We start from the raw sequence: 25,480 nt of genomic DNA on the forward strand, positions 1-25,480 counted from the left end.
AGTTATTGTCTATGCTAAGATAATAACAAAGCATGCGAATTTCATAAAGGATTATCTTTGCGGTATTACCGCTGTCTATGGACTCAGTTCCGTCTACTTCTTTTCTTAAAATCCTGCTTGAAACTACCATAATTAATATGCAGGATCTCATATTGAAGAAGAGACAATTTCCGGAAGTGATATGTTTTCCTGTAAGACAATTGCAGAAGGAGGAAAACATATGCAAGGACAAAATATTACTGCACCGGCAGAGGTAAAGACAAAACTGGACGCAATGAATTTGACAGACCGGTTTTTGTTTGATGAGACCGTAGAGGAATTAGATATTTTCAATCTGATTGTGGATATTATTCTGAATGGCAAGATCATATTGGTCGGAGAATCGGAGACTGAGAAGGAACTGCGCATTTCGCCGGAATTACGCTCCATTCGCCTTGATGTAATAGCTACGGATGAGGCGGGGAATGTTTTTCGGATGGAAATGCAGAAGAAGAATACCTAAATACTGATATCGCCGTTTGACCTATTCGGGTATAAATTGTACCGCTATACGTTTGAAGAGAGGTGCGTGGAAGTGCCGGAACTGAGGCTGGATGATGGCGCGAGACGCATTTTCATAAATACGAAAGGAAAGAATCCGGAAGGCTTTACAGAAGAATTTCTGGAATTGATGGAATACATCAATCATACGACAGATGAAGTAGCCGAAAAGGTAAAGAGTGAGAAAATAAAGAAGATTCATGACAGAGTCCGAACAGTTAAGGGATCGGAAAAGGTAGGAGTGAAGCTTATGCAGAAGTGGGAAGAACTGGCTTATGCGAGAGAAGAGGGAGAATTAGAAGGCGAGAAAAAAGGCGAAAGAAAGGGTGAACTGGTTCTTTTAGTAAGCCAAGTATGCAGGAAGATGAAAAGGGGACTCACTCCGGAGACAATAGCTGATCAGCTGGAGAGGGAACTTCCTGAAATAAAGAGAATATGTGATAGAAGATACTGCCGATTATGACGAGAAGAAGATTGTTGAGAAGTTAATGGAAGAAAGGATGTGTAGCTGTTAAGTGACTATGAACCCGTCCCCCAGCCACCCCTTTTGTATATTTCTAAAAAAAATGTTCAAACTATCCTTTGAGGTGATTATTTTGAACACAAATAAAAAAGAGAAGGAAAGACAAAACCGACAAAAGAACCTGAACGAGTTCAACAGTATAACCCACAAAAAGGAACCGGAGAACCAGAACCAGACGCATAACATCAGGTCGGAGGCTGTGGAGCCGAAGAACAGGCAGGTGTGACCGGACAGAAGTATGCTGGGATCTTTTTATGGTTGGTATATGAAATGTCAGTCGGACAATCAGACGTTAGCGGTCATACCGGCATTACACCAGTGTGGAGGAAAAGTTACGTGTTCTATTCAGCTTATAACGGACAGTCAGGTATGGATTGAGACATTTCCCGCTGAGAAATTCAGTAGAAAAAATAAGTGCATTGATATTGGTCGGAATCATTTTAGCCTTTATGGTATGGAACTCTCGATTCATACTGAGGAACTGGCTGTGGAGGGCAGGCTGAGTTATGGTGCTTTGACTCCGCTGAAATATGATATTATGGGGCCGTTTTCTTTGGTTCCGTTTATGGAGTGCCGCCACAGTGTCTGGAGTATGCAGCATTCGGTTTTTGGAAGGATCATGCTGAATGGTGAGAGCTATGAATTTGAACATGCCTTGGGGTACTGGGAGGGAGACCGCGGCTATTCATTTCCGAAGAAATATGTCTGGACCCATTGCTTCTTTCGGGGAGGTTCGTTGATGCTGTCTGTGGCGGAAATTTCGGTACTGGGATTTCCTTTCATAGGGAAAAGCATTTCTTTTACTGGTGTTATAGGAATTGTTTGGTGGCGTGGAAAAGAATTTCGATTTGCGACGTATCTGGGTGCGAGAGTGGTTGAAAATGCAGATGGCAGACTTCGGGTTGTACAAAAAGGGATGGAGCTGGAAGTAAGACTTCTGGAAACCGGTGGTTATCCTTTGAAAGCGCCGGAGCTGGGAAATATGGTGCGGACTATTCATGAAAGCGCATCTTGTCGTGCATTTTACCGATTACACATTCAGGGGGAATCTGTATTTGCTTTCGAGACGGAACGGGCATCCTTTGAATATGAATATTCATAATCCTATTCGGCATATACTTTATACCGGAGGTGAATGGTTTGGATTATTGTGTATGTTGTGGAGAGTATGTGCCGGAGGGAACGATGGTATGCCGGGCCTGCTGGAAGCGGTATATGGAAAATGCTGAGGAAGAGGAGCCGGAAGATGAACGCAAATCTATGGCATTTCACAATATAATATGCTACGACAGGAGAAAAGAAAAATGAGGGACTGTGCAAGGAATGTTTGAGTGGGACGATATGGTTCATGATGGGCTCGGATGTGTGGTAGGGTGTTAAGTATGAGCTTTATGACAACATGTATTATTTTCTAATCATTTTAAAAGAATGCTTGAAATTTTTCCTCAAAATGCTATACTAATAGCATGCAGATATTGTTCATCGGTAGAACGCCAGCTTCCCAAGCTGGAAAGGCGGGTTCGACTCCCGTTATCTGCTTATTATGATGACGTAAGAACTTCTATTTTAAGAAGTCCTTACGTTTTTTTATTCTGATTCTTAATTATCTTTAACAAGATATAGCAGGAAATCTCCTATCTCTATAGGTGGCGGGATGAGTAGATAAGAGTGTTCACAAAGAACCGGTTGCCACAGGCTACAGTTCTGTTATAGAATAAATTCAAAGACAAAATCTTTATCAAGATCAAATTGGCAAGGAACAAATTCATCTCAGAAAGGAACAAATGAAATGAAAAATACGACGACAAAAATTTTAAAATTCGTGATTCCGCTTTTAATCGCCTGCATTTCGATCTTTGTGTTAGCAAAATATGCAGCTTCCCCGGAGTTACATGCGAATACGATCCGGTCATTGGATGAGAAGAAAACGACGGTCATGGAGCTCACTGCGGCTTCAACGGCAACTTCGGCGGCGATTACTCTGATTCCGGGCGATACAGCGACGCCGATCGCGGAGAAGCTTGCCGATCTCAGCGGCTATTTCCTCATCGTTCTCTGTGCGATTTATCTGGAAAAGTATCTGGTCACTATTACGGGATATGCGGCGTTCGTGGTTTTGATTCCCGCCGCGTGTGTGCTGTATTCGTCCAGCGTTTTTGTGAAAGGAAGGGCATGCAGGAGGATGGCAAATAAACTGCTGGCTTTTGCGTGTGCGATCGTTCTGATTATCCCTGCAAGTGTCAAGGTGTCAAATCTGATTGAAGCAACATACCAGTCTTCCATCAACGAGACCATTGATTCGGCGAGAGAAACGGCGGAAGAATTGGAGGAGAGTGCGGAAGAAGAGGAAAGCTCAACGGGGATTTTCTCGAAGATCAAAGACGGGGTGTCCGGAATTACCGAACAGGCTGAGCAGATGTTGAATCAGTTCCTGGAATCGCTTGCGATCATGCTGGTAACTTCCTGCATTATCCCGATACTTGTGATTCTGTTTTTTGTATGGATTATCAAAATGCTGTTCGGGGCGAATCTGAATCTGACAAAATTGGAGTGATGTTATGCAGAAAATATTGATTGTTGAAGATGATGAAAAATTAAGACATGAGCTGGAGATATTCCTACAGCGAAATGGGTATGAGGCATTTGGACTGGAGAATTTCGAACGGACGCTGGAGGAGATTCTCGGCGCGGATGCGAATCTGATCCTGCTGGATATCAACCTTCCGAATGTTGACGGGGAGTATCTGCTGAAAGAGGTCAGGAAGGCGTCGGATGTTCCGGTCATTATGATCACCAGCCGAAACAGTGAGATGGATGAACTTTTATCCCTGCATTATGGGGCGGACCATTATGTGACGAAGCCATTTAACACGCAGATCCTTCTTGCGAAGATCAGGGGTATCTTGAAAAGAACCGGAAATCTGGCTATGCAGGATCGGATTAGCTGTGGAAGTTTTGTACTGAATCTGTCGAAGAGTCAGGTGGAGAAAGATGGGAAGGCAGTAGAGCTCACTGCAAATGAACTGAAGATCATGAAATGTCTGATCCGGTCCAAGGGCAGTATCGTGTCCAGAGAAGATATCATGAATGAACTGTGGGACAATGAGGCATTTATCGATGACAATACCCTGACCGTAAATATGACGAGAATACGCAAGAAGATGGAAGAAATCGGAATGAAGGATGTCATTGTGACAAAGAGAGGGCAGGGATATCTTTTATCCGTATAAGAAAATATAGAAAACGGGAGGCGGCGATAACATGAGCTTTGGAAGATATTTAAAAGATAGGTGGAAGACGCTTGTGCTCTTGATCTTCGCGGTGGCAACCGGAGAGATTTTCCTTCTGATTTATCCGGTGCACTGGGTGATACGACTGTATCTGGGAGTGAGTATCCTGCTTTTATTTTTGTTGGGTACATATCTGGAATTCCGTTCCAAAAAGGAATTTTATCTGGAAACTGCAGAGAAAATGGAGAAACTTCGGGAAAAATATCTGATCATGGAGATGCTTCCCGAGACATCCTGTGTGGAGGAGGAGCAGCTTCGGGAGATCCTGCAGGATGTGGGGAAGTCGATGGCGGAAAATGTGAATGTTTACAAGCAGATCCAGGAAGAGTACAAGGAGTATATTGAACTGTGGATCCATGAGATTAAGCTTCCGATCGCGACTTCGAAGATGATTATCGAGAACAACCGCAGTGAGGTGACGAGAAGTATCGAGGAAGAACTGACGGAGATTGAACAGTATGTGGAACAGGCACTTTATTATGCAAGGAGCAGTCACGCGAATAAAGACTATTTTGTGGCAGAATGTAAGCTGAAGCAGATTGTAAATGAAGCGGTGAAGCAGAATCGGCAGAGTCTGATCCGGCAAAAGATCCGGATTGAGATCGATATTTCCGATCAAACCGTGTTCACAGATGCAAAATGGTGTCAGTTTATCCTGAATCAGATCATTTCAAACAGTATGAAATACCGGAAAGAGGAAGGTGCTGTGATACGCTTCTCGGCAGAAGAGCGAAAAGAGCAGACCATTCTCGGCATTTGGGATAACGGCATTGGAATCCGACCGGAGGAGATCGGAAGAGTATTTGAAAAAGGATTTACCGGGAGCAACGGGCGGAGCCGAAAGAAATCGACCGGAATAGGACTGTATCTTTGCAAGAAACTTTGCGATAAGCTGGGGCTTGGAATTACGCTTACATCGGAAGAAGGAAACGGATGTCTGGTGAAACTGATTTTCCCGAAGAGCAGCTTTTCATTGACCGAATAAGAAGAAAGCTTACGATTTCGTAAGGTTTTCGTAAGCTGTATCGATGGCTGGTAAGAGAGAAAAAGCTTATGATGGAGTTACGAAAAGGAGGAACACATCATATGAAACACATATTAGAAGTAAAGGAAATCGAAAAATATTATGGAAATAAATCCAATCTTACAAAGGCCATTGATCAGATCAGTTTTTCGGTGGATAAGGGTGAATTTGTGGGGATCATGGGAGCCAGCGGAAGCGGAAAGACGACGCTGCTTAACTGCATTTCCACGATCGACAGGGTGACGGCAGGGCACATTTTCATCAATGGGATGGATATCACCCGTTTAAAGGGAAATGGACTGAACAAATTCCGCAGAGAAGAGCTGGGATTTATTTTCCAGGATTTTAATCTTCTCGACACGCTCACGGCTTATGAGAATATTGCGCTGGCGCTAACGATTCAGAGAGTGAAACCTGTGGAGATCGAAGAACGGGTGAATCAGATAGCCATGCAGCTTGGAATCACGGATATCCTGAAGAAATATCCCTATCAGGTGTCCGGTGGACAGAAACAACGGATCGCGGCGGCGAGAGCGATCGTCACAAATCCGCAGCTGATCCTGGCGGATGAGCCGACCGGCGCGCTGGACTCCAAGGCGGCGAGACAGCTTCTGGAAAATATGGAGCTTTTGAACCGCTCGATGGATGCGACAATCCTGATGGTCACGCATGATGCATTTACTGCAAGTTATGCGGATCGGATCCTTTTTATCAAGGACGGCAGGATTTTCAATGAGATCATGAAAGGAACAGGAGGACGTAAAGAGTTTTTTGAAAAGATCATTGAGGTTGTCACGCTTCTGGGAGGTGAATTGAACGATGTTATTTAAGATGTCGGTAAAAAACATCCGGAAGAGTATCAAAGATTATACCATTTATTTTCTGACCCTGATCCTGGGCGTGGCGATCTTCTATATGTTCAATTCACTGGACAGCCAGGAGGCCATGCTTGTGGTCAACAGCTCAACGCGCCAGATCGTGAAACTGATGGTGGGGATGATCAATTATGTGTCTGTATTTGTGGCGGTAATCCTGGGATTTCTGATCGTGTATGCCAATAATTTCCTGATTAAGAGAAGAAAACGGGAATTCGGACTTTACATGACGCTTGGAATGGGGAAAAGGCAGATTTCGGGGATCCTTCTCGGGGAAACGTTTCTGATCGGTCTGATCTCGCTTGTGGTGGGGCTGGTGATCGGCGTGTTCGGATCTCAGCTGATGTCAATTCTGGTTGCGAAACTGTTCCAGGCGGATATGAGTGAATATCAGTTTGTATTTTCCGAGGCGGCCTGCTGGAAGACTTGTGCATATTTTGGCGTGATGTATGCGGCTTCGATGGTTTTGAATATCGTTATCATTTCTCGATACAAACTGATCGATCTGATCAGTGCGGAGAAGAAGAACGAAAAGGTTCGGATGAAGAATCCGGTGATCTGTGTGCTGGTGTTTCTGGCGGCGGCTGTCACACTGGGAACTGCATATTATATGGTGACGGGCGGACTTACACAGCTGGATCTTATGAATCAGCTGGTTATTCCGATTCTCATGGGAATCGTATCGACCTTCCTGATTTTCTGGTCGGTATCGGGACTTGCCCTGAAGGTGGTACAGATGAGAAAAGGGCTGTATCTGAAGGATTCGAATATTTTCGTGCTGAGGCAGATTCACAACCGGATCAATACGACGGTCGTCAGCATGACGATCATCTGTCTTTTGCTGTTTATGACGATTACGGTCCTCTCAACTGCGCTTTCGCTGAACCGGGTTTTGACGCAGGATCTGGAGGAGATGACACCGGTAGACCTTAATCTGTATAAAACAGCGAATCTTCCGGACAATGGAGATTACACACAGCTACAGATCGAGGATTCCCAAAAACCGATCAGTGACACACTGAAGGAAAACGGGCTGGATATGAAGGTACTGAAGGATGTGACGGAAGTTGCTACTTACACGTCGACGGAGTGGACATGGGAGACTTCACTTCAGAGCGTGATAGAAAGTGCAAAAGAGAACTATCCGATGCTTATGTATGACACGGCGGAGGAAATCATAAAATTGTCCGATTATAACAAGATCGCACGGCTCTATGGCAACAGGGAATATGAACTGGCGGAAGATGAATATCTCGTGCTGTGTGATTTTGATAATATGAAGAATCTGAGAGACATGGCGCTGAAAAACGGCAGTGAAGTTGCGATTGGCGGAAAGGTATATCATTCCAGATATCCGGAATGCCAGGAAGGCTATCTTGTGATCTCCACTAGTCATACTAATACCGGCCTGATGGTTGTACCGGACAGCTGTCCCCTCAGTGAAGATATGAAGGAAAGATATTATCTCATGGCAGATTACAATGCGGATACAAAAGAAGAGAAATATCAGACCGAAGCGATGTTCACAAATTACGGCGACGGGGATCATGAGCTTATGGAAAATCTGGAAGAGAAACAGATCCGGCTGGACGGGGTATCCAAAATTTCGATCATCGAATCCAGCAAAGGGCTATCGACCATCATCAGTTTTATCGCTATTTATCTGGGGATCATTTTCCTGATCGCAAGCTCTGCGATACTGGCACTCAAGGAACTTACAGAGAACTCCGATAATCGCCACCGTTATACGATTCTGAGAAAAATCGGAATGGATGAAAAGATGATTCATCAGACGCTGTTTCGGCAGATCGGTATTTTCTTTATGGCACCTTTGATCCTGGCAGTCGTTCATTCCATATTCGGGATCCAGTTTGCGTTAAAGATTGTAGCTGTTCAGGTGGAAACGAGGGAAATGCTCCCGTCGGTTATTGCAACTGCAGTATTTCTGATCCTGGTTTATGGGGGATATTTCCTTGCAACCTATATGGAGAGCAAAAACATTATAAGAGAAGCATAAGGAAAGGCAGAGCGGGTCTCTGCCTTTCTGTTGTTAATATGTTTTTGCCTGCTCACCGAAATCGGGATGGTCACGTAGAAAGTCGGCTAATATGGAGATGAATTCACTGGAAGTTGGTTTTTCAAACAGAGGATATCCCAGAATGGGTGCCAGTATTTTATCTTCATTCTGGTTCCAGTAACTGGTGATTAAAGTGCGGATAGCTGCTTCTACACAGACATTGGAAACGCCATATTCTTTACCGACCATAACATAAAGGTTCTTGGTAACTTTTCTCAGATATTCCTGGTGCTCGAAAACAAGAGCTACTGCACATGCAAGATAGTTAAAACCGGCATAGCTGGAGCGCATTCCAATTTTTCTTAACAGTAGTAAAGCTGTTTCCATAAAATTCCTCCTCCGTGCACCTCCCGACTAAATGAACTATTTATACAATACTTTAAAATTATTACAAAATACAATTTTCGATAAAAATAGATAAATTTCGATAAATATTTTTTCTTATTTGGCACGAAACGTGTCGAAAATTGCAATTTCAGGGGGAGAAAAGGTGAAACTAAAGAAACAGATCATGAAAAGAACGACCAGAAAGATCAATAAGGGCAGAGGAAGCAGATGACAGTTTTGAATGACAAGCTGATAGCTCAGAGAGAAGGTAATGATCACGCTGGCAAGGAAAGTAAGGATATCCAGAATCAGACAATGGTTCCCCCAGATTCCCGTGTAGGTATAGAAAATGATGACCATGGATATTGTACCGGTAAAGAGGCCGGTCATATATGCCTGAAAATAGGAAGGATAGGAGCGCATGAAGAATGGCCATCCTGCAATCATATAGAGAAAAGAAGGAAAAAACACAAGCTTCATATGTTCCCATGTGGATTCATTTACCGGAGCAAACATAGCAACGAGTGGATTTTCCATACTGTATTCATATGCAAAATGAAGGAGTGTTCCGGCAATCGCCGTAAAAAGAATCCCGGCAATGGTGTAGTGGTAAAGATGTCTGTTCATAATAGTCCCCCAAGGCTTCTTTGATATTTGCAAATATTATATGAGAAAAATGAAAAATAATACACGAAAATGATGTCGTCCGATAAGATGTCGATTATAGAGTGTGTGTACAGAAAAGACAAATGTTTGTAAAAGATGAATTTGAATTTGCTAAAATGGTTTTGGTATGATATAATTGTGCGATAATAAAGAAAACATAAGAAGGGTGAAGAATCATGAATCTACTTTATAAGAGCACCAGAAATTCTGAAAAGACAGTAACAGCTTCCCAGGCAATCCTGAAAGGGCTTGCAGAAGACGGAGGATTATTCGTCCCGGTTTCGATTCCAAAACTTCCGGTGAGCCTTGGGGAACTTAAGAATATGAACTATCAGGAAACAGCATATGCAGTCATGAAAGAGTTCCTGACCGATTTTACAGAGGAAGAGCTTAGGAACTGTATTACAAAAGCATATGACAGTAAATTCGATACAGAGGATATTGCGCCGCTTGCAAAGGCACATGACGCGTATTTCCTGGAATTGTATCATGGGGCAACGATTGCGTTTAAAGATATGGCACTCTCCATTCTTCCGCATCTTCTTACAACTTCTGCAAAGAAGAATCAGGTGAAAAATGAGATCGTGATTCTGACTGCTACTTCCGGAGATACAGGGAAGGCAGCGCTGGCCGGTTTCGCGAATGTGGAAGGAACGAAGATCATCGTGTTCTATCCGAAGAATGGCGTGAGCAAGGTTCAGGAGCTTCAGATGGTCACACAGAAAGGTGACAATACATCTGTCATTGCGATCCATGGAAATTTTGATAATGCGCAAAGCGGTGTGAAAGCGATGTTTGAGAACAAAAAGCTGGCGAAAGAGCTGGATCAGGCGGGATATCAGTTTTCTTCCGCTAATTCGATCAATATCGGACGTCTGGTGCCGCAGATCGTTTATTATGTGTACGCATATGGTAAACTGCTGCAGAATGGAGAAATTGAGGAAGGTGAAGAAATCAATGTTGTCGTACCGACCGGTAATTTCGGAAATATTCTTGCTGCATATTATGCGAAGAATATGGGACTTCCGATTGCGAAACTGATCTGTGCATCGAATGAGAATAAAGTACTCTATGATTTCTTCCAAACCGGTACTTATGATAAAAACAGAGAGTTTATTCTGACGACTTCACCGTCCATGGATATTCTGATTTCAAGCAATCTGGAGCGCCTGATTTACCAGATCGCGGGTGGAGACGCAAAGAAGGATCAGGAGCTGATGAACGACCTCAAATCAAAAGGAGTGTATGCGATTACGGAAGAGATGAAAAAGAATCTGGCGGATTTTGAGGCAGGGTATGCTACTGAAGAACAGGTAAAACAGACGATTCATGATCTTTACACGGATACGGGGTATGTGATTGATACCCATACAGCAGTTGCTGCATCCGTATACAATGAATACAGAAAGAATACCGGAGATACGGCAAAGACGGTGATTGCTTCTACGGCAAGTCCTTATAAATTTGCAAGAAGTGTTATGACTGCAATTGACGCGTCCTATGATGCCATGGAGGAATTTGAACTGATCGATGAACTTCATAAAGTTTCACAGATGGATATACCGAATGCGATTGAAGAAATAAGAAATGCAGAGATTCGTCACACTACGGAATGTGATATCGATCAGATGGAAGCATCCGTAAAAGCTGTACTCGGTGTAGTTTAATTAAAAGGAGTGACGAAGAACGATGAGTGATATCAATGTGGTTTTCGGAGTAATCGGGCTGGCTTGCGGAATCTATGTTTTCTATGCCTGCTTTCAATTGAAGGTAAAAGGGCTGATTAATACAAGCATTCTGCTTCCGAAATCAATCGACCCGGACAAGTGCCGTGACAAGGTGGGGTATATTAAGGAAGTATTTCCGAAGATGCTGCTGTTTGGAACCGTCATCACCGCATATGGTGTGATTGAGCTTGTAAATACATATGTCGTGGAAGTCGGCGCTTTACTTGCAGTGTTTATGATACTTCCTTTTGTCGTTCTGATCTGGTTTGGAGTTACGATTTCCCGTCTGAATAAGAAATATTTCCAGGATTCGTAAGAGGAGAATAAAAATGGCGGAATTTACACATTTTAACACTCACGGTGATGCCATTATGGTTGATGTGAGTGAAAAAAAGGATACCTTACGAGAAGCAACTGCCCGGGGAAGGATTCTGATGAACAAGGAATGCTTTCAAAAAGTGCGGGATGGTCAGATGAAGAAAGGGGATGTGCTTCAGGTTGCCCGTGTTGCCGGCATCATGGGAACGAAGAAAACATCGGATCTGATACCGCTTTGCCATATTCTTAATCTGAGTAAGGTGGAAATTGATTTTGAACTCCATGAGGATACTTGCTCGATTATTGCAGCCTGTACGGCACGCACTGTCGGAAAGACCGGTGTGGAAATGGAGGCCTTGACCGGAGTAAGCGTTGCCCTGCTGACAATTTATGACATGTGTAAAGCTGTGGATAAATCGATGGAAATCGGGGAAATCTATCTATGTCGTAAAAGCGGTGGTAAGAGCGGGCTGTTCGTTTCACCAAGAGAGGATAAACCTGACGGAAACGAAGATGTCATATAAAAAATAAAAGGAAAAGATAGATTTACAGTATTAGAGTTGAAAAAAAATAAATAATACGCTATAATTGTTTTTAGAAACCTGGGATGTTCGATATATCCGTATTTTTGAACCTACAAAACTTTAAACGGGATTCCTATATCTCTGTAATATGTCAAGCCCTCATCGCGCAGGGGAAGGCAGAAAAGCAGATGCGGTCGCCCACCTAGCTATGGCTAGGAGTCAAAAAACGGTCAACGGCATTTCGGGGGAAACAAAAGAGAAAAAGGCAGCTGCTAAGGCGGCTGCCTTTTAAATATGTGCGTGATAACGGAGTGGTTATATGAAAAAATATATAAAACGGGCAATGGCACTATCAAATCGAATCGGCAGGAATCATACCGGTGCATATGCAGCTCAGTCAGCTTATTTCTTTATTTTAAGTCTGATTCCGATCATTCTGCTTCTACTTACGATCGTACAGTATACTCCGGTTACGAAAGCGGACGTAATGACGGCAATGGTAATGGTCTTCCCGGAAAAGAATATGCAGGATTTTATTATAGGCATTGTGAATCAGGTTTATAATCAATCACGGACTGTTATTCCGGTCACTGCAGTTGTTGCACTCTGGTCGGCAGGAAAAGGCGTACTTGCGATGAGCAACGGATTGAACTATAGTTATGAGATTCGAGAAACAAGAAATTATGTGTTTATGAGGATCCGGGCATCTTTTTATACCATATTGTTTATTATTGCGATCGTACTTGGACTGGTACTGTCTGTGTTTGGAAATAGCATAAGCCTGTTTATCAATACCCGGTTTCCATTTATGAAAGAGACAACGGAGTCGATTCTTGAGATGCGTACATTTATAACGTTTGCAATCCTGCTGGGATTTTCTCTTATGATCTATCGGTTTCTTCCGAACCACAAGGTCCGGGTTAGAGAACAGATTCCCGGTGCAGTCTTTACCGCAGTGGGATGGCAGGTGATTTCGTTCATCTTTTCGATGTACCTGACTATATTCCAGGGGTTCAGCGGATTATACGGAAGTATGACGGCAATCATTCTTGTTATGCTGTGGCTGTATTTCTGCATGTATGCGATACTTCTTGGTGGCTTGCTTAATTGTATATGGCAGGAAAATAAGAAAAAGAGTGGGGAAACAGCTTGACATAAAAAAAACATATGTTACAATAATTAGGTATATGTTGAAAAGGCTTAGACCGTGTAAGTAGAGCACTGTTTTCCAACAGAGAGAGGGGATCTCCGGCTGTAAGTTCCCTCGGGTTCAGACAGGAATCGAATTTCCCACGCGAGCTGCGTTTTTGAAAGTATCAGTAGAGAACGACGTCCCTGCACGTTACGCAGTCCGAGTGCCTGTTCATTTGAGCAGGAAACAGGGTGGTACCGCGAGTTTCTCGTCCCTATCAGGGGACGAGTTTTTTTTGCCATGCAAATGTCAAAAAGGTCCGGCTGACCTTTATTTAGTTGTCAAAAGGAGGAAATTATGAAAGAAAGACTTGAGAGCATCAAACAAGAGGCGATCAGACAGATTCAGGCTTCTGATGTACCGGAAAAACTGAATGATGTACGTGTGAGATTTCTTGGAAAAAAGGGAGAACTCACCGCAGTTTTAAAAGGAATGAAGGATGTAGCACCGGAGGAGCGTCCGAAGGTAGGACAGCTTGTCAATGAGACCCGAGCAGCAATCGAAGAGCTCCTTGAAGAAACCAAGAAGAAGATGGATGCTGCGATCCGTGAAGAAAAATTAAAACAGGAAGTAATCGATGTCACACTTCCTTCCAAAAAGAATATGGTAGGACATCGCCATCCGAATACGATCGCCTTAGAAGAAGTAGAACGTATCTTTATCGGAATGGGATACGAAGTGATCGAAGGACCGGAGATCGAATATGACGAATACAATTTCGAAAAATTAAACATTCCGGCAGATCATCCGGCAAAAGACGAACAAGATACCTTCTATATCAATAAAGAAATCGTACTGCGTACCCAGACCTCCCCGGTTCAGGCACGTGTAATGGAACAGGGCAAACTTCCGATCCGTATGATTTCCCCGGGACGCGTTTTCCGTTCCGACGAAGTAGATGCAACCCATTCACCATCCTTCCATCAGATCGAAGGACTTGTCATTGATAAGAACATTTCCTTCGCTGACCTGAAAGGGACATTGGAAGTATTCGCAAAAGAACTTTTCGGACCCGAAACCAAGACTAAGTTCCGCCCGCACCACTTCCCATTCACCGAACCAAGCGCCGAAGTAGACGTTTCCTGCTTCAAATGCGGCGGCAAAGGATGCCGTTTCTGCAAAGGCTCCGGTTGGATCGAAATCCTCGGATGCGGAATGGTACACCCACATGTCCTCGAAATGTGCGGCATTGACCCCGAAGAATACACCGGCTTCGCATTCGGCGTAGGTCTCGAACGTATCGCACTGCTGAAATACGAAATCGATGATATGCGGCTGCTGTATGAAAATGATATTAGATTTTTGAGACAATTTTAGCGCTGGCAATGAGCAGTGCGAAAAAAGACTGATAAGCATACGCGGGTGCTTGCACACAAGCGAATGCTTATCCGGCTTTTTTCATAGGGCGAAGCCCGTAAAGCGAGAAGGAGCGAAGCGGATTCGAGCTTAGCACTGCGGAGAAAAACATTCAGCGAGAGAGCGAAGCGAATCGAGCTTAGCACTGCGGAGAAAAACATTCAGCGAGAGAGCGAAGCGGAATCGAGCTTAGCACTGCAGAGAAAAACATTCAGCGAGAGAGCGAAGCGAATCGAGCTTAGCACTGCGGAGAAAAACATTCAGCGAGAGAGCGAAGCGAATCGAGCTTAGCACTGCGGAGAAAAACATTCAGCGAGAGAGCGAAGCGGAATCGAGCTTAGCACTGCGGAGAAAAACATTCAGCGAGAGAGCGAAGCGAATCGAGCTTAGCACTGCAGAGAAAAACATTCAGCGAGAGAGCGAAGCGAATCGAGCTTAGCACTGCGGAGAAAAACATTCAGCGAGAGAGCGAAGCGAATCGAGCTTACCAGACACAAACAAATAAAGAGGAGAAAAAGTATGAATACTTCATTATCATGGATTAAAGCGTATGTTCCTGACCTCGATGTGACCGCCCAGGAATATACAGATGCAATGACGCTTTCAGGAACCAAAGTAGAAGGTTATGAAAAGCTGGATGCAGATTTAGATAAAATTGTAATCGGTCAGATTGAAAAAATTGAAAAACATCCGGATGCCGACAAACTGATTATCTGTCAGGTCAATGTGGGAACAGAGACAGTACAGATCGTTACCGGAGCACCGAACGTAAAAGAAGGAGACAAAGTTCCGGTCGTTCTGGACGGCGGACGCGTTGCCGGTGGACATGAGCCGGGACAGAGAGTTGCCGGAGGAATCAAGATCAAGAAAGGAAAACTCCGCGGAGTAGAGAGCTGCGGTATGATGTGCTCGATCGAAGAACTCGGCTCTGACAGAAATATGTATCCGGAAGCACCGGAATATGGAATCTATATCTTCGGTGACGATGCGGTTGTAGGAGAGAGCGCAATCAAGGCACTGGGACTGGACGATGTAGTATTTGAATATGAAATCACATCCAACCGTGTAGATTGTTTCAGTGTGGTGGGAATTGCAAGAGAAGCGGCAGCGACATTTGGCAAAGAATTTCACCCGCCGGTAGTGACTCCGACCGGAAACGATGAGGACGTTAACGATTATATCAAAGTGCGTGTGGAAAATACAGATCTTTGCCCGCGTTACTGCGCAAGAGTTGTTAAGAATATTAAGATTGGCCCGTCTCCGAAATGGATGCAGAGAAGACTGGCTTCCGTCGGAATCCGCCCGATCAACAACCTGGTTGATATCACCAACTATGTTATGGAAGAATATGGACAGCCGATGCATGCATACGATCTGGATACGATTGCCGGACATCAGATTGTAGTTCGTAATGCTGAAAAGGGAGAGAAATTTGTCACACTGGATGGACAGGAACGTGAAATGGACGATTCCGTCCTGATGATCTGTGACGGGGAAAAGGCAGTAGGTATTGCCGGTATCATGGGTGGCGAGAACTCCATGATCACCGATCATGTTCAGACCATGTTATTTGAAGCAGCCTGCTTTGACGGAACCAATATCCGTAAATCAAGCAAAAAAGTCGGACTTCGTACCGATGCTTCCGGAAAATTCGAAAAAGGTCTGGATCCGAACAATGCTCAGGCAGCCATCGACCGCGCATGCCAGTTGGTTGAAGAAATGGGAGCAGGTGAGGTTGTCGGAGGAATGGTAGATGTTTATGGCAAGAAGAAAGAGCCGGTAAGAGTACCGTTTGACGCAGATGCAATCAATGCACTTCTGGGAACCGATATTCCGGAAGCGGATATGCTCGGATATTTTGAAAAAATCGGACTGGAATATGACGCTGACGCGAAGGAAGTGATTGCACCGACATTCCGTCATGACTTATTCCGCCTTGCCGATCTTGCAGAAGAGGTTGCAAGATTCTACGGATATGATAACATTCCGACTACCCTCCCAAGCGGCGAAGCTACTACCGGTAAGCTTTCCTTCAAGAATCGAGTGGAAGACGTTGCAAAGGATATTGCTGAATTCTGTGGTTTCAGTCAGGGAATGACCTATTCCTTTGAAAGCCCGAAGGTATTTGATAAATTACTCCTTGATGAGGATGATGTGCTTCGTCAGGCAATTCCGATCATGAATCCGCTTGGGGAAGATTACAGTATTATGAGAACGATTTCTCTCAATGGTATGCTGACTTCTCTGGCAACTAATTATAACAGAAGAAATAAAAATGTACGCCTGTACGAAATGGGAAATATTTATCTTCCGAAAAGCCTTCCGCTTACGGAACTTCCGGACGAGCGTATGCAGTTTACACTTGGAATGTACGGAGAAGGCGATTTCTTCAGTATGAAGGGAATCGTAGAAGAGTTCTTCGAAAAAGTAGGTCTTCATAAGAAAGAGACCTACGATCCGAATGCCGGAAAGAACTTCCTGCACCCGGGACGTCAGGCTAACATCATTTACGAAGGAAGAGTTGTAGGATATCTGGGCGAGGTTCATCCGCAGGTGGCAGATAATTACGGAATCGGAGAACGTGCCTATGTTGCAGTGATTGATATGCCTGAAATCGTGGAACTCGCTACATTTGACAGAAAATACGAAGGCATTGCAAAATATCCGGCGGTAAGTCGTGATATCAGTATGGTTGTTCCAAAGGAGATTCTTGTCGGACAGATTGAAGAGGTGATCGAGAAGAAGGGCGGCGCTTATCTGGAAAGCTACAAACTCTTCGACCTCTATGAGGGAGCACAGATCAAACCGGGATTTAAATCTGTTGCATACTCAATTACCTTCCGTGCAAAAGACAGAACCCTGGAGGAAGCCGATGTATCTGCAGCTATGAAGAAGATCCTGAAAGCTTTGGAAGAAATGGGAATTGAATTGAGACAATAATAAGAGTAATAATCAGAGAAATGAGGAGACCGTATCTTGTATACGGTCTCTTTAATGACGTATATGCAGAAAGGAAAACAGAATGAAGAAAGAGGATTTTTATTTTGATCTGCCGGAGGAACTGATCGCACAGGATCCGCTTGAAGATCGTTCCGGTTCACGGCTTCTGGTTCTGGATAAGGAAACCGGTGAGACGGAGCACCATATTTTCCGTGAAATCGTAAACTACCTGAACCCGGGAGACTGCCTTGTGATCAATGATACAAAGGTTATTCCGGCGCGTCTGATCGGAGAGAAGGAAGGAACCGGTGCAAAGGTGGAAGTACTTCTTCTGAAACGGAAAGAGAATGATATCTGGGAAACATTGGTGAAGCCGGGAAGAAAGATGAAACCGGGAGCACGTCTGGTTTTTGGAAACGGGCTTCTGAAAGCGGAAGTGATCGGGGTGGTAGAAGAAGGAAACCGTCTGATCCGATTCGAATATGAGGGGATTTTTGAAGAAATCCTGGATCAGCTGGGACAGATGCCACTTCCGCCGTATATCACGCACCAGTTGGAGGATAAAAACCGCTATCAGACCGTATACGCAAAGCATTCCGGTTCTGCGGCAGCGCCGACAGCGGGGCTGCATTTTACACCGGAGCTATTGGATGAGATCAAGGAGAAAGGCGTGGAGATTGCCCATGTGACCCTGCATGTGGGACTTGGCACATTTCGCCCGGTAAAAGTCGAGAATATTCAGGAGCATCATATGCATTCCGAATTTTACCGGATCGAGCAGAGCGAAGCAGATAAGATCAATCGGGCAAAAGAGGAAGGACACCGGGTTATCTGCGTGGGAACAACGAGCTGCAGGACAGTGGAATCCGCAGCAGACGAAAATGGACGATTGCGAGAATGCAGTGGATGGACAGAAATCTTTATTTATCCGGGATACAAATTCAAAGTTCTGGATGCGCTGATCACGAATTTCCATCTGCCGGAATCGACCCTGATCATGCTGGTTTCTGCACTGGCAGGAAGAGAACACGTTCTGGCTGCATATGAGGAAGCAATTCGGGAAAGATACCGTTTCTTCAGTTTCGGGGATGCGATGTTCATAAGATAATGTAGTAAGGAAAAGGAAAGGGAAAATGGTAAAGGATTTGACGGTCGGAAGACCGGAGAGTGTGCTTTGGAGGTTTTGCCTGCCATTGTTCGGAAGTGTTGTTTTTCAACAGCTTTATAATATTGCGGACAGTCTTGTAGCAGGAAAATTTGTCGGAGAGAATGCGTTGGCGGCAGTGGGGAACAGTTATGAGATCACTTTGATATTCATCGCGTTTGCATTCGGATGTAACATTGGGTGCTCGGTGATCGCCTCTCAGCTTTTTGGGGCGAAAAAATACAATGATATGAAAACGGCAATCTATACGGCGCTGATTTCAAGTGGTGTATTATGTGCAATGCTGATGCTTGGAGGACTCCTGTTAGGAGGGCAATTGTTGCAGCTTATCCATACACCGGAGAATATACTTGCAGATTCCAAACTCTATCTGGACATTTATATCTGGGGATTGCCATTTATGTTTTTCTATAATATTGCAAATGGTATTTTTTCGGCTTTGGGAGATTCGAAGACACCGTTTGTGTTTCTGGCTTTATCATCTACGTCAAATATTGCGGTTGATATTCTGTTTGTCACAGTGTTGAAGATGGGAATTGCCGGAGTGGCATGGGCGACTTTTCTGTGCCAGGGGGTGAGCTGTGTGCTTGCAATGATCGTGGTGTTCCGGAGACTTGCCGGTATTCATACGGAAGGGAATCTGGATGTGTTTTCCTGGAAACTTTTTAAGAAAATTGCGGTTATCGCCGTGCCGAGTATTCTACAGCAAAGCTTTGTTTCTGTAGGGAATATTATCATACAGAGTGTGATCAACAGTTTCGGAGCGGGAGTGATTGCCGGTTATTCTGCGGCAATCAAGCTCAACAATCTGGTTATCACATCGTTTACGACTCTGGGAAATGGAATTTCCAATTACACAGCCCAAAATCTCGGGGCAAAGAAACCGGACAGAATCCGGGAGGGAATGCGTGCCGGGATCAAGATGGTATGGGGCCTGTGTGTACCGCTGGTGTTATTATACCTTCTGGCGGGCAAAATGCTTCTGCTCCTTTTTATGAATCAGGATTCGGTGACGGCACTGGCGACCGGGAATCAGTTCCTGAGGATCGTGGCACCGTTCTATTTTGTGGTATCAGTGAAACTGGTTGCTGACGGTATTCTGCGAGGAGCAGGAATGATGAAACAATTTATGATTGCCACTTTTGCGGATCTGATTCTCAGAGTAGCACTTTCGATCGTATTTTCAAAGGTGATCGGCCTTGGTCCCGTCGGAATCTGGCTGTCGTGGCCGGTGGGATGGACTTCGGGAATGCTGCTTTCAGTCTTGTTTTACAGAAAGAGTCCGTGGATGAAGAAAATGAATAAAGAAAAGAACAGCTTCTAAAGGAGAAGCTGTTCCAATTCCCGTATATTCTGAATCCGTACTTCGGCTTCCGGAACCTCGCCAAAACCGTATTCCGCAAAGATGAACGGAACACCGGCTTTTTGGCAGGCATCATAATCTCCCATGGTGTCACCGATATAGCAGACGTCTTTTAAATGGTTTTTTTCCATTAAAATGCGGATGCTCTCATTCTTGGGCCGTCCTGTCTGGCCGAAGCAGAGTGTATCTTTTACAAAAGGACCCAGGTTCGTTCCTTCAAGAAAAACTTCAATGTATCCACATTGACAATTGCTGACGATATAGAGATCAAATTTCTCGGACAGTGCCTGGAAAGCTTCCCGCACACCGGGATAAAGGGTTCCTGGCTCTGTGGCGAGCAGCCGGTTTTCGTATGCAAAGCAGAGATCTCCAAGGCGGCTGCGATCTTCCTCTGAGAAGGAAGGGAAGAGTGCGGCTGTGATTTCGTTCATGGTTTTGCCGAATAAAGATTTGATCTTTGCGGCAGTCAGATCGGCGGGAAGATCTGAATTTTCATTTATGGCCTGGTTCCAGGAACGGGCGACGACTTTAGTCGAATCCCAAAGTGTTCCGTCTACATCAAAAATAATTCCATCCATTTTTAATATCCTCCGGAAATAGTTTGTAAAATTTGTACTATTATAACATAGAAGAAAACATGCGTCAAAATTTGAATCAGGATTGTTTCTGTAAAAATGTAAAAAATAAAGACGCATTATAGAAAAAAATGAAGTTGAATTTGTGCATATTTCCTAATGCATCAAAATATGGTGTTTTTTCTATTGACAAACAGGAGGATTTGGTGTAAGATTTCAAACATAATTTTAAACAGAGTGCGCTCTGTTTGTTGGGAGGAAAAAGAATATGAGAAATGTGAAAAAATGGTTAGCCGTTGCTATGGTTGCCGCGATGACCGTATCGATGGCAGCAGGCTGTGGCTCAAAAAGTGAAGGAGAAAAAAGCAGCGGCTCAGACAGTGAAGTAATCAAGATCGGTGCAATCGGACCGGTTACCGGTGCAGCAGCTGTTTATGGACAGGCTGTTAAGAATGGTGCTGAACTGGCAGTTGAAGAGATCAATGCAGCCGGCGGTATCAACGGAGCACAGGTTGAATTCAAATTCGAAGATGATGAGCATGATGCAGAGAAAGCAGTTAATGCATACAATAACCTGAAAGACTGGGGAATGCAGGCACTCCTCGGAACCGTAACTTCAGCACCGTGTGTTGCTGTAGGTGAGGTTGCAAATCAGGACAATATGTTCCTTCTTACACCGTCAGGAACAGCAGTAGAATGTGTACAGTATGACAATGCATTCCGTGTATGTTTCTCTGACCCGATGCAGGGACTTGAATCAGCAAAATATATCGGAGAAAACGGCCTTGCTTCAAAAGTAGCTGTGATCTATGACAGCTCTGATGTTTATTCAACCGGTATCTACGAAGCATTCGTAAAAGAAGCAGCTAATCAGGATTTCGAAGTAGTTGCTGCAGAAGCATTTACATCAGAAAGCAAGACAGACTTCTCTGTTCAGCTTCAGAAAGCAAAAGACTCCGGAGCAGAACTTGTATTCCTGCCATTCTACTACTCAGAGGCTTCTCTGGTATTGAAACAGGCAGCAGGAATGAACTACAACCCGATCTTCTTTGGATGTGACGGTATGGACGGAATTCTTGCAGTAGAAGGATTTGATGCGAACCTGGCTAATAACCTGATGTTCTTAAGTCCGTTTACACCAACTTCTACAGATGAAGCAATTCAGAAATTTGTAACAGCTTTCAAAGATAAATACGGCGATACTCCGAACCAGTTTGCAGCAGATGCTTACGACGGAATTTATGCAATGAAGGCTGCAATGGAAAAAGCAGATGTGAAACCGGGAATGGCTTCATCCGATGTGTGTGATGGCCTGAAATCTGCAATGGTTGAAATCGAAATTGATGGTGTTACTGCAAAAGGTCTTACATGGGAAGCAAGCGGAGAACCGAGCAAGGAACCAATGGTTGTTAAGATTGAAAATGGTGACTACGCTGTTGTAGAATAGGATTCATTTTATGGAAGGCTATCTTATGGTAGCCTTCTGTTTTTGTACATGTTATAATATATTTCAAAAAGGAAAGGAATGTGAGAATTATATGAGTTTTATATCTTATCTCATTAATGGCATAAGTCTGGGCAGTGTTTATGCTATTATAGCGCTTGGCTATACAATGGTTTATGGTATTGCTAAAATGCTGAACTTTGCTCACGGGGATGTCATAATGATCGGTGCTTATGTGGTGCTGACTGTGATTACGGGGGCAGGGCTTCCTCCGGCAGCGGCAGTTCTCATTGGAATTGTTTTTTGTACAGTACTTGGTATATTGATCGAGACAATTGCATACCGACCGCTTTTAAATGCATCTTCTTCACTTGCTGTGCTGATTACGGCAATTGGTGTCAGCTACCTGCTTCAGAATCTGGCACTCTTGATTTTCGGAGCTAACACAAAGTCTTTTACATCTGTAGTCAAGGTACCTTCATTGGTGCTTGCAGGTGGTAAACTGACAATTTCAGGAGAAACGATCGTTACGATTCTTTCTTGTGTTGTGATTATGACCGGTATGCAGCTTTTTATCAAGAAGACAAAAGCAGGACAGGCAATGAGAGCAGTTTCGGAGGATAAGGGGGCTGCACAGCTGATGGGTGTGAATGTAAATGGAACGATTGCGCTGACATTTGCAATCGGATCTGCACTCGCGGCAATCGCAGGTGTTCTTCTTTGCTCTGCATATCCGACTCTTACTCCGTATACCGGATCTATGCCCGGTATCAAGGCTTTCGTTGCGGCGGTATTCGGCGGAATCGGATCGATTCCGGGTGCTATGATCGGCGGGATCCTTCTTGGTGTGATTGAAATATTCGGTAAAGCATATATTTCTTCACAGATGGCAGATGCAATCGTGTTTGCAGTGCTGATCGTGGTTCTGATCGTGAAACCTACAGGGCTTCTTGGCAAGAATATTCAGGAGAAAGTGTAGGTGGCAATGATGAAAAATATAAAGAAAATGAACAAAACGACAAAGAGCAATTTGCTTACATACCTGATGGTCATTGCGATTTATGCGGTTGTACAGATTTTAGTGGCTACAGGAAATGTGTCCAGTCTTCTTCAGGGACTTCTGGTGCCGCTCTGTGCATACATTATTCTGGCTGTCTCTCTTAACCTTACGGTTGGTATTCTGGGTGAACTGAGCCTGGGACATGCCGGATTTATGTGTGTGGGAGCATTTACCAGTGCATTCTTTTCAAAATGCATGGTGGATGTGATTCCATCTTCCGGAATCAGATTTTTTCTGGCACTTTTGATCGGAGCGGCTACAGCGGGAATTTGTGGAATCTTAATCGGTATTCCGGTGCTTCGGCTGAAGGGCGACTATCTTGCGATTGTAACGCTGGCGTTTGGTGAGATTATTAAAAATATTGCCAATATCCTTTTCATCGGAAAAGATTCGAACGGACTTCATTTTTCTACGAAGGATTCCATATCCCTTGGACTGGAAGAAGGCGGCAAGGTTATCATCAACGGACCGCAGGGAATTACAGGAACACCTAAGGATTCTACATTCACGATCGGTGTACTTCTGATTCTTCTGACGCTGTTCATTGTTCTGAATCTGATTCATTCACGCAGCGGCCGTGCAATCATGGCGATCCGTGATAACCGTATTGCGGCAGAATCAGTCGGAATCAATATTACAAAATACAAGTTGATGGCATTTGCGATTTCTGCCGCACTTGCGGGAGTTGCAGGAGTTATGTATTCCCACAACCTTGCGACGCTGACAGCTACAAGCAAAAACTTCGGTTACAACATGTCAATCATGATTCTTGTATTCGTTGTTCTTGGCGGTATCGGTAATATCAGAGGTTCGATCATTGCGGCAATCGTTCTGACGCTTCTGCCGGAGCTTCTGAGAGGTCTGCAGGACTATCGTATGTTGATCTATGCAATCGTTATGATCGTGATGATGTTATTCAACTGGGCGCCGAAAGCGATTGAAATGAGAGAAAAATTAGCGGCTAAACTTAAAGCCGGCAGGAAGAAAAATACAAAGGAGGCTGCATAGTTATGGCATTATTGGAAGTGAAGAATCTCGGAATCTCCTTTGGCGGTCTTCACGCGGTAAATGAATTTCATATGGAAATTGAAAAAGGGTGCCTGTATGGGCTGATCGGACCGAATGGGGCCGGAAAAACGACGGTATTTAACCTTCTTACCGGAGTATATAAACCGACAGAAGGAATCATTACACTGGATGGAGAGAATATCGTAGGAAAGAAAACGATTGATATCAACAAGGCCGGAATTGCCAGAACGTTCCAGAATATTCGTCTGTTCAAGGGACTGTCTGTACTGGACAATGTCAAGGTAGGGCTTCATAATCATCATAAATATTCGACAATTGAAGGAATCCTCCGTCTGCCGAAATATTATAAAGTGGAAAAAGAAATGGATGAAAAAGCGCTGGAGCTTCTTAGCGTGTTCGGACTTGATAAATATGCCGATACGCTTGCCGCAAACCTCCCATACGGCAAGCAGAGAGAGCTTGAGATCACAAGAGCACTGGCAACAGAACCGAAGCTGCTTCTTCTGGATGAGCCGGCGGCAGGTATGAACCCGAACGAGACACAGGATCTGATGAACACGATCCGTTTTGTAAGAGACAAATTTGACATGACGATCCTTCTCATCGAACACGACATGAAGCTGGTATCCGGAATCTGTGAAAAACTGACTGTGCTGAACTTTGGACAGGTGCTTGCTGAGGGTGAAACCAGTGAAGTGCTGAATAATCCGGAAGTAATCAAGGCATATCTGGGCGAATAGGAGGGATGACGGACATGGCAATGCTTGAAATTAAGGATATTGAAGTATATTACGGCATGATTCAGGCAATCAAGGGCATTTCCTTCGAGGTCAATGAAGGGGAAGTCATCGCTCTGATCGGTGCCAACGGTGCGGGAAAGACGACGACCCTGCACACGATCACAGGTCTTCTGTCACCAAAGAAAGGCTCTGTAATCTTCGAAGGAAAAGACATTACAAAGGTTCCGGCACATAAGATCGTGTCTCTGGGAATTGCGCATGTACCGGAAGGACGAAGAGTCTTTGCGGAACTGACCGTATATGAGAACCTGAAGATGGGCGCTTATACAAGAAAAGATAAGGACGAGATCGAGAAGACGCTGGAAATGGTCTACAAACGTTTCCCGCGTCTGGAAGAGAGAAAGAATCAGCTCGCAGGAACCCTAAGCGGCGGCGAGCAGCAGATGCTGGCGATGGGACGTGCACTGATGTCTCATCCGAAGATCATTGTAATGGATGAACCTTCCATGGGACTTTCTCCGATTCTGGTTAATGAGATCTTTGATATTATTCAGGAAGTAAGCAAGGGCGGAACGACGGTACTTCTTGTAGAACAGAATGCAAAAAAAGCACTTTCTATTGCGGACAGGGCATATGTACTTGAGACAGGTAGAATTGTTCTGGAGGGCGATGCAAAAGTATTGATGAACGATGATTCTATTAAAAAAGCATATCTTGGTGAATAG

At 44.3% G+C, this 25,480-nt stretch carries 25 protein-coding genes, 1 tRNA gene, 1 other RNA gene and 1 other annotated feature; of the genes, 24 read left to right on the forward strand and 3 right to left on the reverse strand.

The window, feature by feature from the left end; translation table 11 throughout:
- Positions 1-220 precede the first annotated feature (220 nt).
- From ACTNB3_RS04670 to ACTNB3_RS04715, 10 genes are all read left to right on the forward strand, one after another.
- Positions 221-502 carry a hypothetical protein gene (locus tag ACTNB3_RS04670; protein ID WP_291818008.1) on the forward strand — a complete coding sequence of 94 codons (282 nt, stop codon included), beginning with the start codon at positions 221-223 and terminating at the stop codon, positions 500-502.
- A 72-nt stretch (positions 503-574) separates the two neighbouring features.
- Complete coding sequence (locus tag ACTNB3_RS04675; RefSeq protein WP_441024639.1) at positions 575-1,003, forward strand: hypothetical protein; 429 nt, start codon at positions 575-577, stop codon at positions 1,001-1,003.
- A gap of 325 nt (positions 1,004-1,328) precedes the next feature.
- Positions 1,329-2,165: a tocopherol cyclase family protein gene (locus tag ACTNB3_RS04680; RefSeq protein ID WP_441024641.1), complete on the forward strand. Its 837-nt coding sequence runs from the start codon at positions 1,329-1,331 to the stop codon at positions 2,163-2,165.
- Positions 2,166-2,203: 38 nt separating this feature from the next.
- Entirely contained in the window at positions 2,204-2,371 is a 168-nt protein-coding gene (locus ACTNB3_RS04685) for a hypothetical protein (RefSeq protein ID WP_427808586.1), read from the forward strand.
- Between the two features lie 160 nt (positions 2,372-2,531).
- Positions 2,532-2,602: transfer RNA gene (locus ACTNB3_RS04690), tRNA-Gly, on the forward strand.
- A 250-nt stretch (positions 2,603-2,852) separates the two neighbouring features.
- Positions 2,853-3,617 (forward strand): hypothetical protein, encoded by a 765-nt coding sequence (locus ACTNB3_RS04695; RefSeq protein ID WP_427820200.1) that lies wholly within the window; start codon positions 2,853-2,855, stop codon positions 3,615-3,617.
- A 4-nt stretch (positions 3,618-3,621) separates the two neighbouring features.
- On the forward strand, positions 3,622-4,293 hold the full coding sequence (locus ACTNB3_RS04700; protein WP_427808582.1) for a response regulator transcription factor: 672 nt from the start codon (positions 3,622-3,624) through the stop codon (positions 4,291-4,293).
- A 31-nt stretch (positions 4,294-4,324) separates the two neighbouring features.
- Positions 4,325-5,338, forward strand: coding sequence for an ATP-binding protein (locus ACTNB3_RS04705; RefSeq protein WP_427808580.1), 1,014 nt, complete (start codon positions 4,325-4,327; stop codon positions 5,336-5,338).
- A gap of 101 nt (positions 5,339-5,439) precedes the next feature.
- Positions 5,440-6,207 carry an ABC transporter ATP-binding protein gene (locus ACTNB3_RS04710; RefSeq protein WP_427808578.1) on the forward strand — a complete coding sequence of 256 codons (768 nt, stop codon included), beginning with the start codon at positions 5,440-5,442 and terminating at the stop codon, positions 6,205-6,207.
- A complete protein-coding gene (locus tag ACTNB3_RS04715) occupies positions 6,197-8,269 on the forward strand; it encodes an ABC transporter permease (RefSeq protein ID WP_441024642.1) in 2,073 nt (690 codons plus the stop codon). The genes ACTNB3_RS04710 and ACTNB3_RS04715 overlap by 11 nt, the downstream gene beginning before the upstream one ends.
- A 33-nt stretch (positions 8,270-8,302) precedes the next feature.
- On the opposite strand, the gene ACTNB3_RS04720 is transcribed toward ACTNB3_RS04715, so the two are convergent.
- Together ACTNB3_RS04720 and ACTNB3_RS04725 are read right to left on the reverse strand one after the other, a co-directional pair.
- On the reverse strand, positions 8,303-8,656 hold the full coding sequence (locus tag ACTNB3_RS04720; RefSeq protein WP_427808574.1) for a sporulation initiation factor Spo0A C-terminal domain-containing protein: 354 nt from the start codon (positions 8,654-8,656) through the stop codon (positions 8,303-8,305).
- A 114-nt stretch (positions 8,657-8,770) separates the two neighbouring features.
- Positions 8,771-9,283, reverse strand: coding sequence for a DUF6512 family protein (locus ACTNB3_RS04725; protein ID WP_441024643.1), 513 nt, complete (start codon positions 9,281-9,283; stop codon positions 8,771-8,773).
- A gap of 215 nt (positions 9,284-9,498) precedes the next feature.
- Here ACTNB3_RS04725 and thrC point away from each other — a divergent pair, with 215 nt between their 5' ends.
- The 9 genes from thrC to ACTNB3_RS04770 all read left to right on the forward strand — a co-directional run bounded on the left by thrC (position 9,499) and on the right by ACTNB3_RS04770 (position 19,868).
- Positions 9,499-10,989, forward strand: coding sequence for a threonine synthase (gene thrC, locus ACTNB3_RS04730; protein WP_441024645.1), 1,491 nt, complete (start codon positions 9,499-9,501; stop codon positions 10,987-10,989).
- Between the two features lie 22 nt (positions 10,990-11,011).
- Entirely contained in the window at positions 11,012-11,365 is a 354-nt protein-coding gene (locus ACTNB3_RS04735) for a hypothetical protein (protein ID WP_427808568.1), read from the forward strand.
- Positions 11,366-11,378: 13 nt separating this feature from the next.
- The gene (gene moaC / locus ACTNB3_RS04740) at positions 11,379-11,891 is read left to right on the forward strand and encodes a cyclic pyranopterin monophosphate synthase MoaC (protein ID WP_427808566.1); all 513 of its coding nucleotides are present in this window, start codon (positions 11,379-11,381) and stop codon (positions 11,889-11,891) included.
- Positions 11,892-11,963: 72 nt separating this feature from the next.
- A non-coding RNA gene (gene ssrS / locus ACTNB3_RS04745) (6S RNA) lies at positions 11,964-12,143 on the forward strand.
- A gap of 67 nt (positions 12,144-12,210) precedes the next feature.
- The gene (locus ACTNB3_RS04750) at positions 12,211-13,044 is read left to right on the forward strand and encodes a YihY/virulence factor BrkB family protein (protein ID WP_427820197.1); all 834 of its coding nucleotides are present in this window, start codon (positions 12,211-12,213) and stop codon (positions 13,042-13,044) included.
- A 39-nt stretch (positions 13,045-13,083) separates the two neighbouring features.
- Positions 13,084-13,302 (forward strand) — a binding site (T-box leader).
- Positions 13,303-13,380: 78 nt separating this feature from the next.
- Positions 13,381-14,400, forward strand: coding sequence for a phenylalanine--tRNA ligase subunit alpha (gene pheS, locus ACTNB3_RS04755; protein ID WP_427808562.1), 1,020 nt, complete (start codon positions 13,381-13,383; stop codon positions 14,398-14,400).
- Positions 14,401-14,958: 558 nt separating this feature from the next.
- Entirely contained in the window at positions 14,959-17,379 is a 2,421-nt protein-coding gene (gene pheT / locus ACTNB3_RS04760; RefSeq protein WP_441016800.1) for a phenylalanine--tRNA ligase subunit beta, read from the forward strand.
- A gap of 82 nt (positions 17,380-17,461) precedes the next feature.
- On the forward strand, positions 17,462-18,487 hold the full coding sequence (gene queA / locus ACTNB3_RS04765) for a tRNA preQ1(34) S-adenosylmethionine ribosyltransferase-isomerase QueA (RefSeq protein WP_427807192.1): 1,026 nt from the start codon (positions 17,462-17,464) through the stop codon (positions 18,485-18,487).
- A 25-nt stretch (positions 18,488-18,512) separates the two neighbouring features.
- A complete protein-coding gene (locus tag ACTNB3_RS04770; RefSeq protein ID WP_427820830.1) occupies positions 18,513-19,868 on the forward strand; it encodes an MATE family efflux transporter in 1,356 nt (451 codons plus the stop codon).
- On the opposite strand, the gene ACTNB3_RS04775 is transcribed toward ACTNB3_RS04770, so the two are convergent.
- Complete coding sequence (locus ACTNB3_RS04775; RefSeq protein ID WP_427820831.1) at positions 19,865-20,485, reverse strand: HAD family hydrolase; 621 nt, start codon at positions 20,483-20,485, stop codon at positions 19,865-19,867. The two genes, ACTNB3_RS04770 and ACTNB3_RS04775, sit on opposite strands and share 4 nt — an antisense overlap.
- Positions 20,486-20,750: 265 nt before the next feature.
- On the opposite strand from ACTNB3_RS04775, the gene ACTNB3_RS04780 reads away from it, so the two are divergent.
- From ACTNB3_RS04780 to ACTNB3_RS04800, 5 genes are all read left to right on the forward strand, one after another.
- Positions 20,751-21,929: an ABC transporter substrate-binding protein gene (locus ACTNB3_RS04780; RefSeq protein ID WP_427807195.1), complete on the forward strand. Its 1,179-nt coding sequence runs from the start codon at positions 20,751-20,753 to the stop codon at positions 21,927-21,929.
- 91 nt (positions 21,930-22,020) lie between these two features.
- Positions 22,021-22,905: a branched-chain amino acid ABC transporter permease gene (locus ACTNB3_RS04785; RefSeq protein WP_427807196.1), complete on the forward strand. Its 885-nt coding sequence runs from the start codon at positions 22,021-22,023 to the stop codon at positions 22,903-22,905.
- 9 nt (positions 22,906-22,914) lie between these two features.
- Positions 22,915-23,994: a branched-chain amino acid ABC transporter permease gene (locus ACTNB3_RS04790; protein WP_427807267.1), complete on the forward strand. Its 1,080-nt coding sequence runs from the start codon at positions 22,915-22,917 to the stop codon at positions 23,992-23,994.
- 2 nt (positions 23,995-23,996) lie between these two features.
- A complete protein-coding gene (locus ACTNB3_RS04795) occupies positions 23,997-24,755 on the forward strand; it encodes an ABC transporter ATP-binding protein (RefSeq protein ID WP_427820833.1) in 759 nt (252 codons plus the stop codon).
- A 14-nt stretch (positions 24,756-24,769) separates the two neighbouring features.
- Positions 24,770-25,480, forward strand: a complete 711-nt coding sequence (locus ACTNB3_RS04800; protein ID WP_427807198.1) for an ABC transporter ATP-binding protein — start codon at positions 24,770-24,772, stop codon at positions 25,478-25,480.

The organism is Bariatricus sp. HCP28S3_D3 (assembly GCF_052065755.1).
Lineage (GTDB): Bacteria > Bacillota > Clostridia > Lachnospirales > Lachnospiraceae > Allocoprococcus.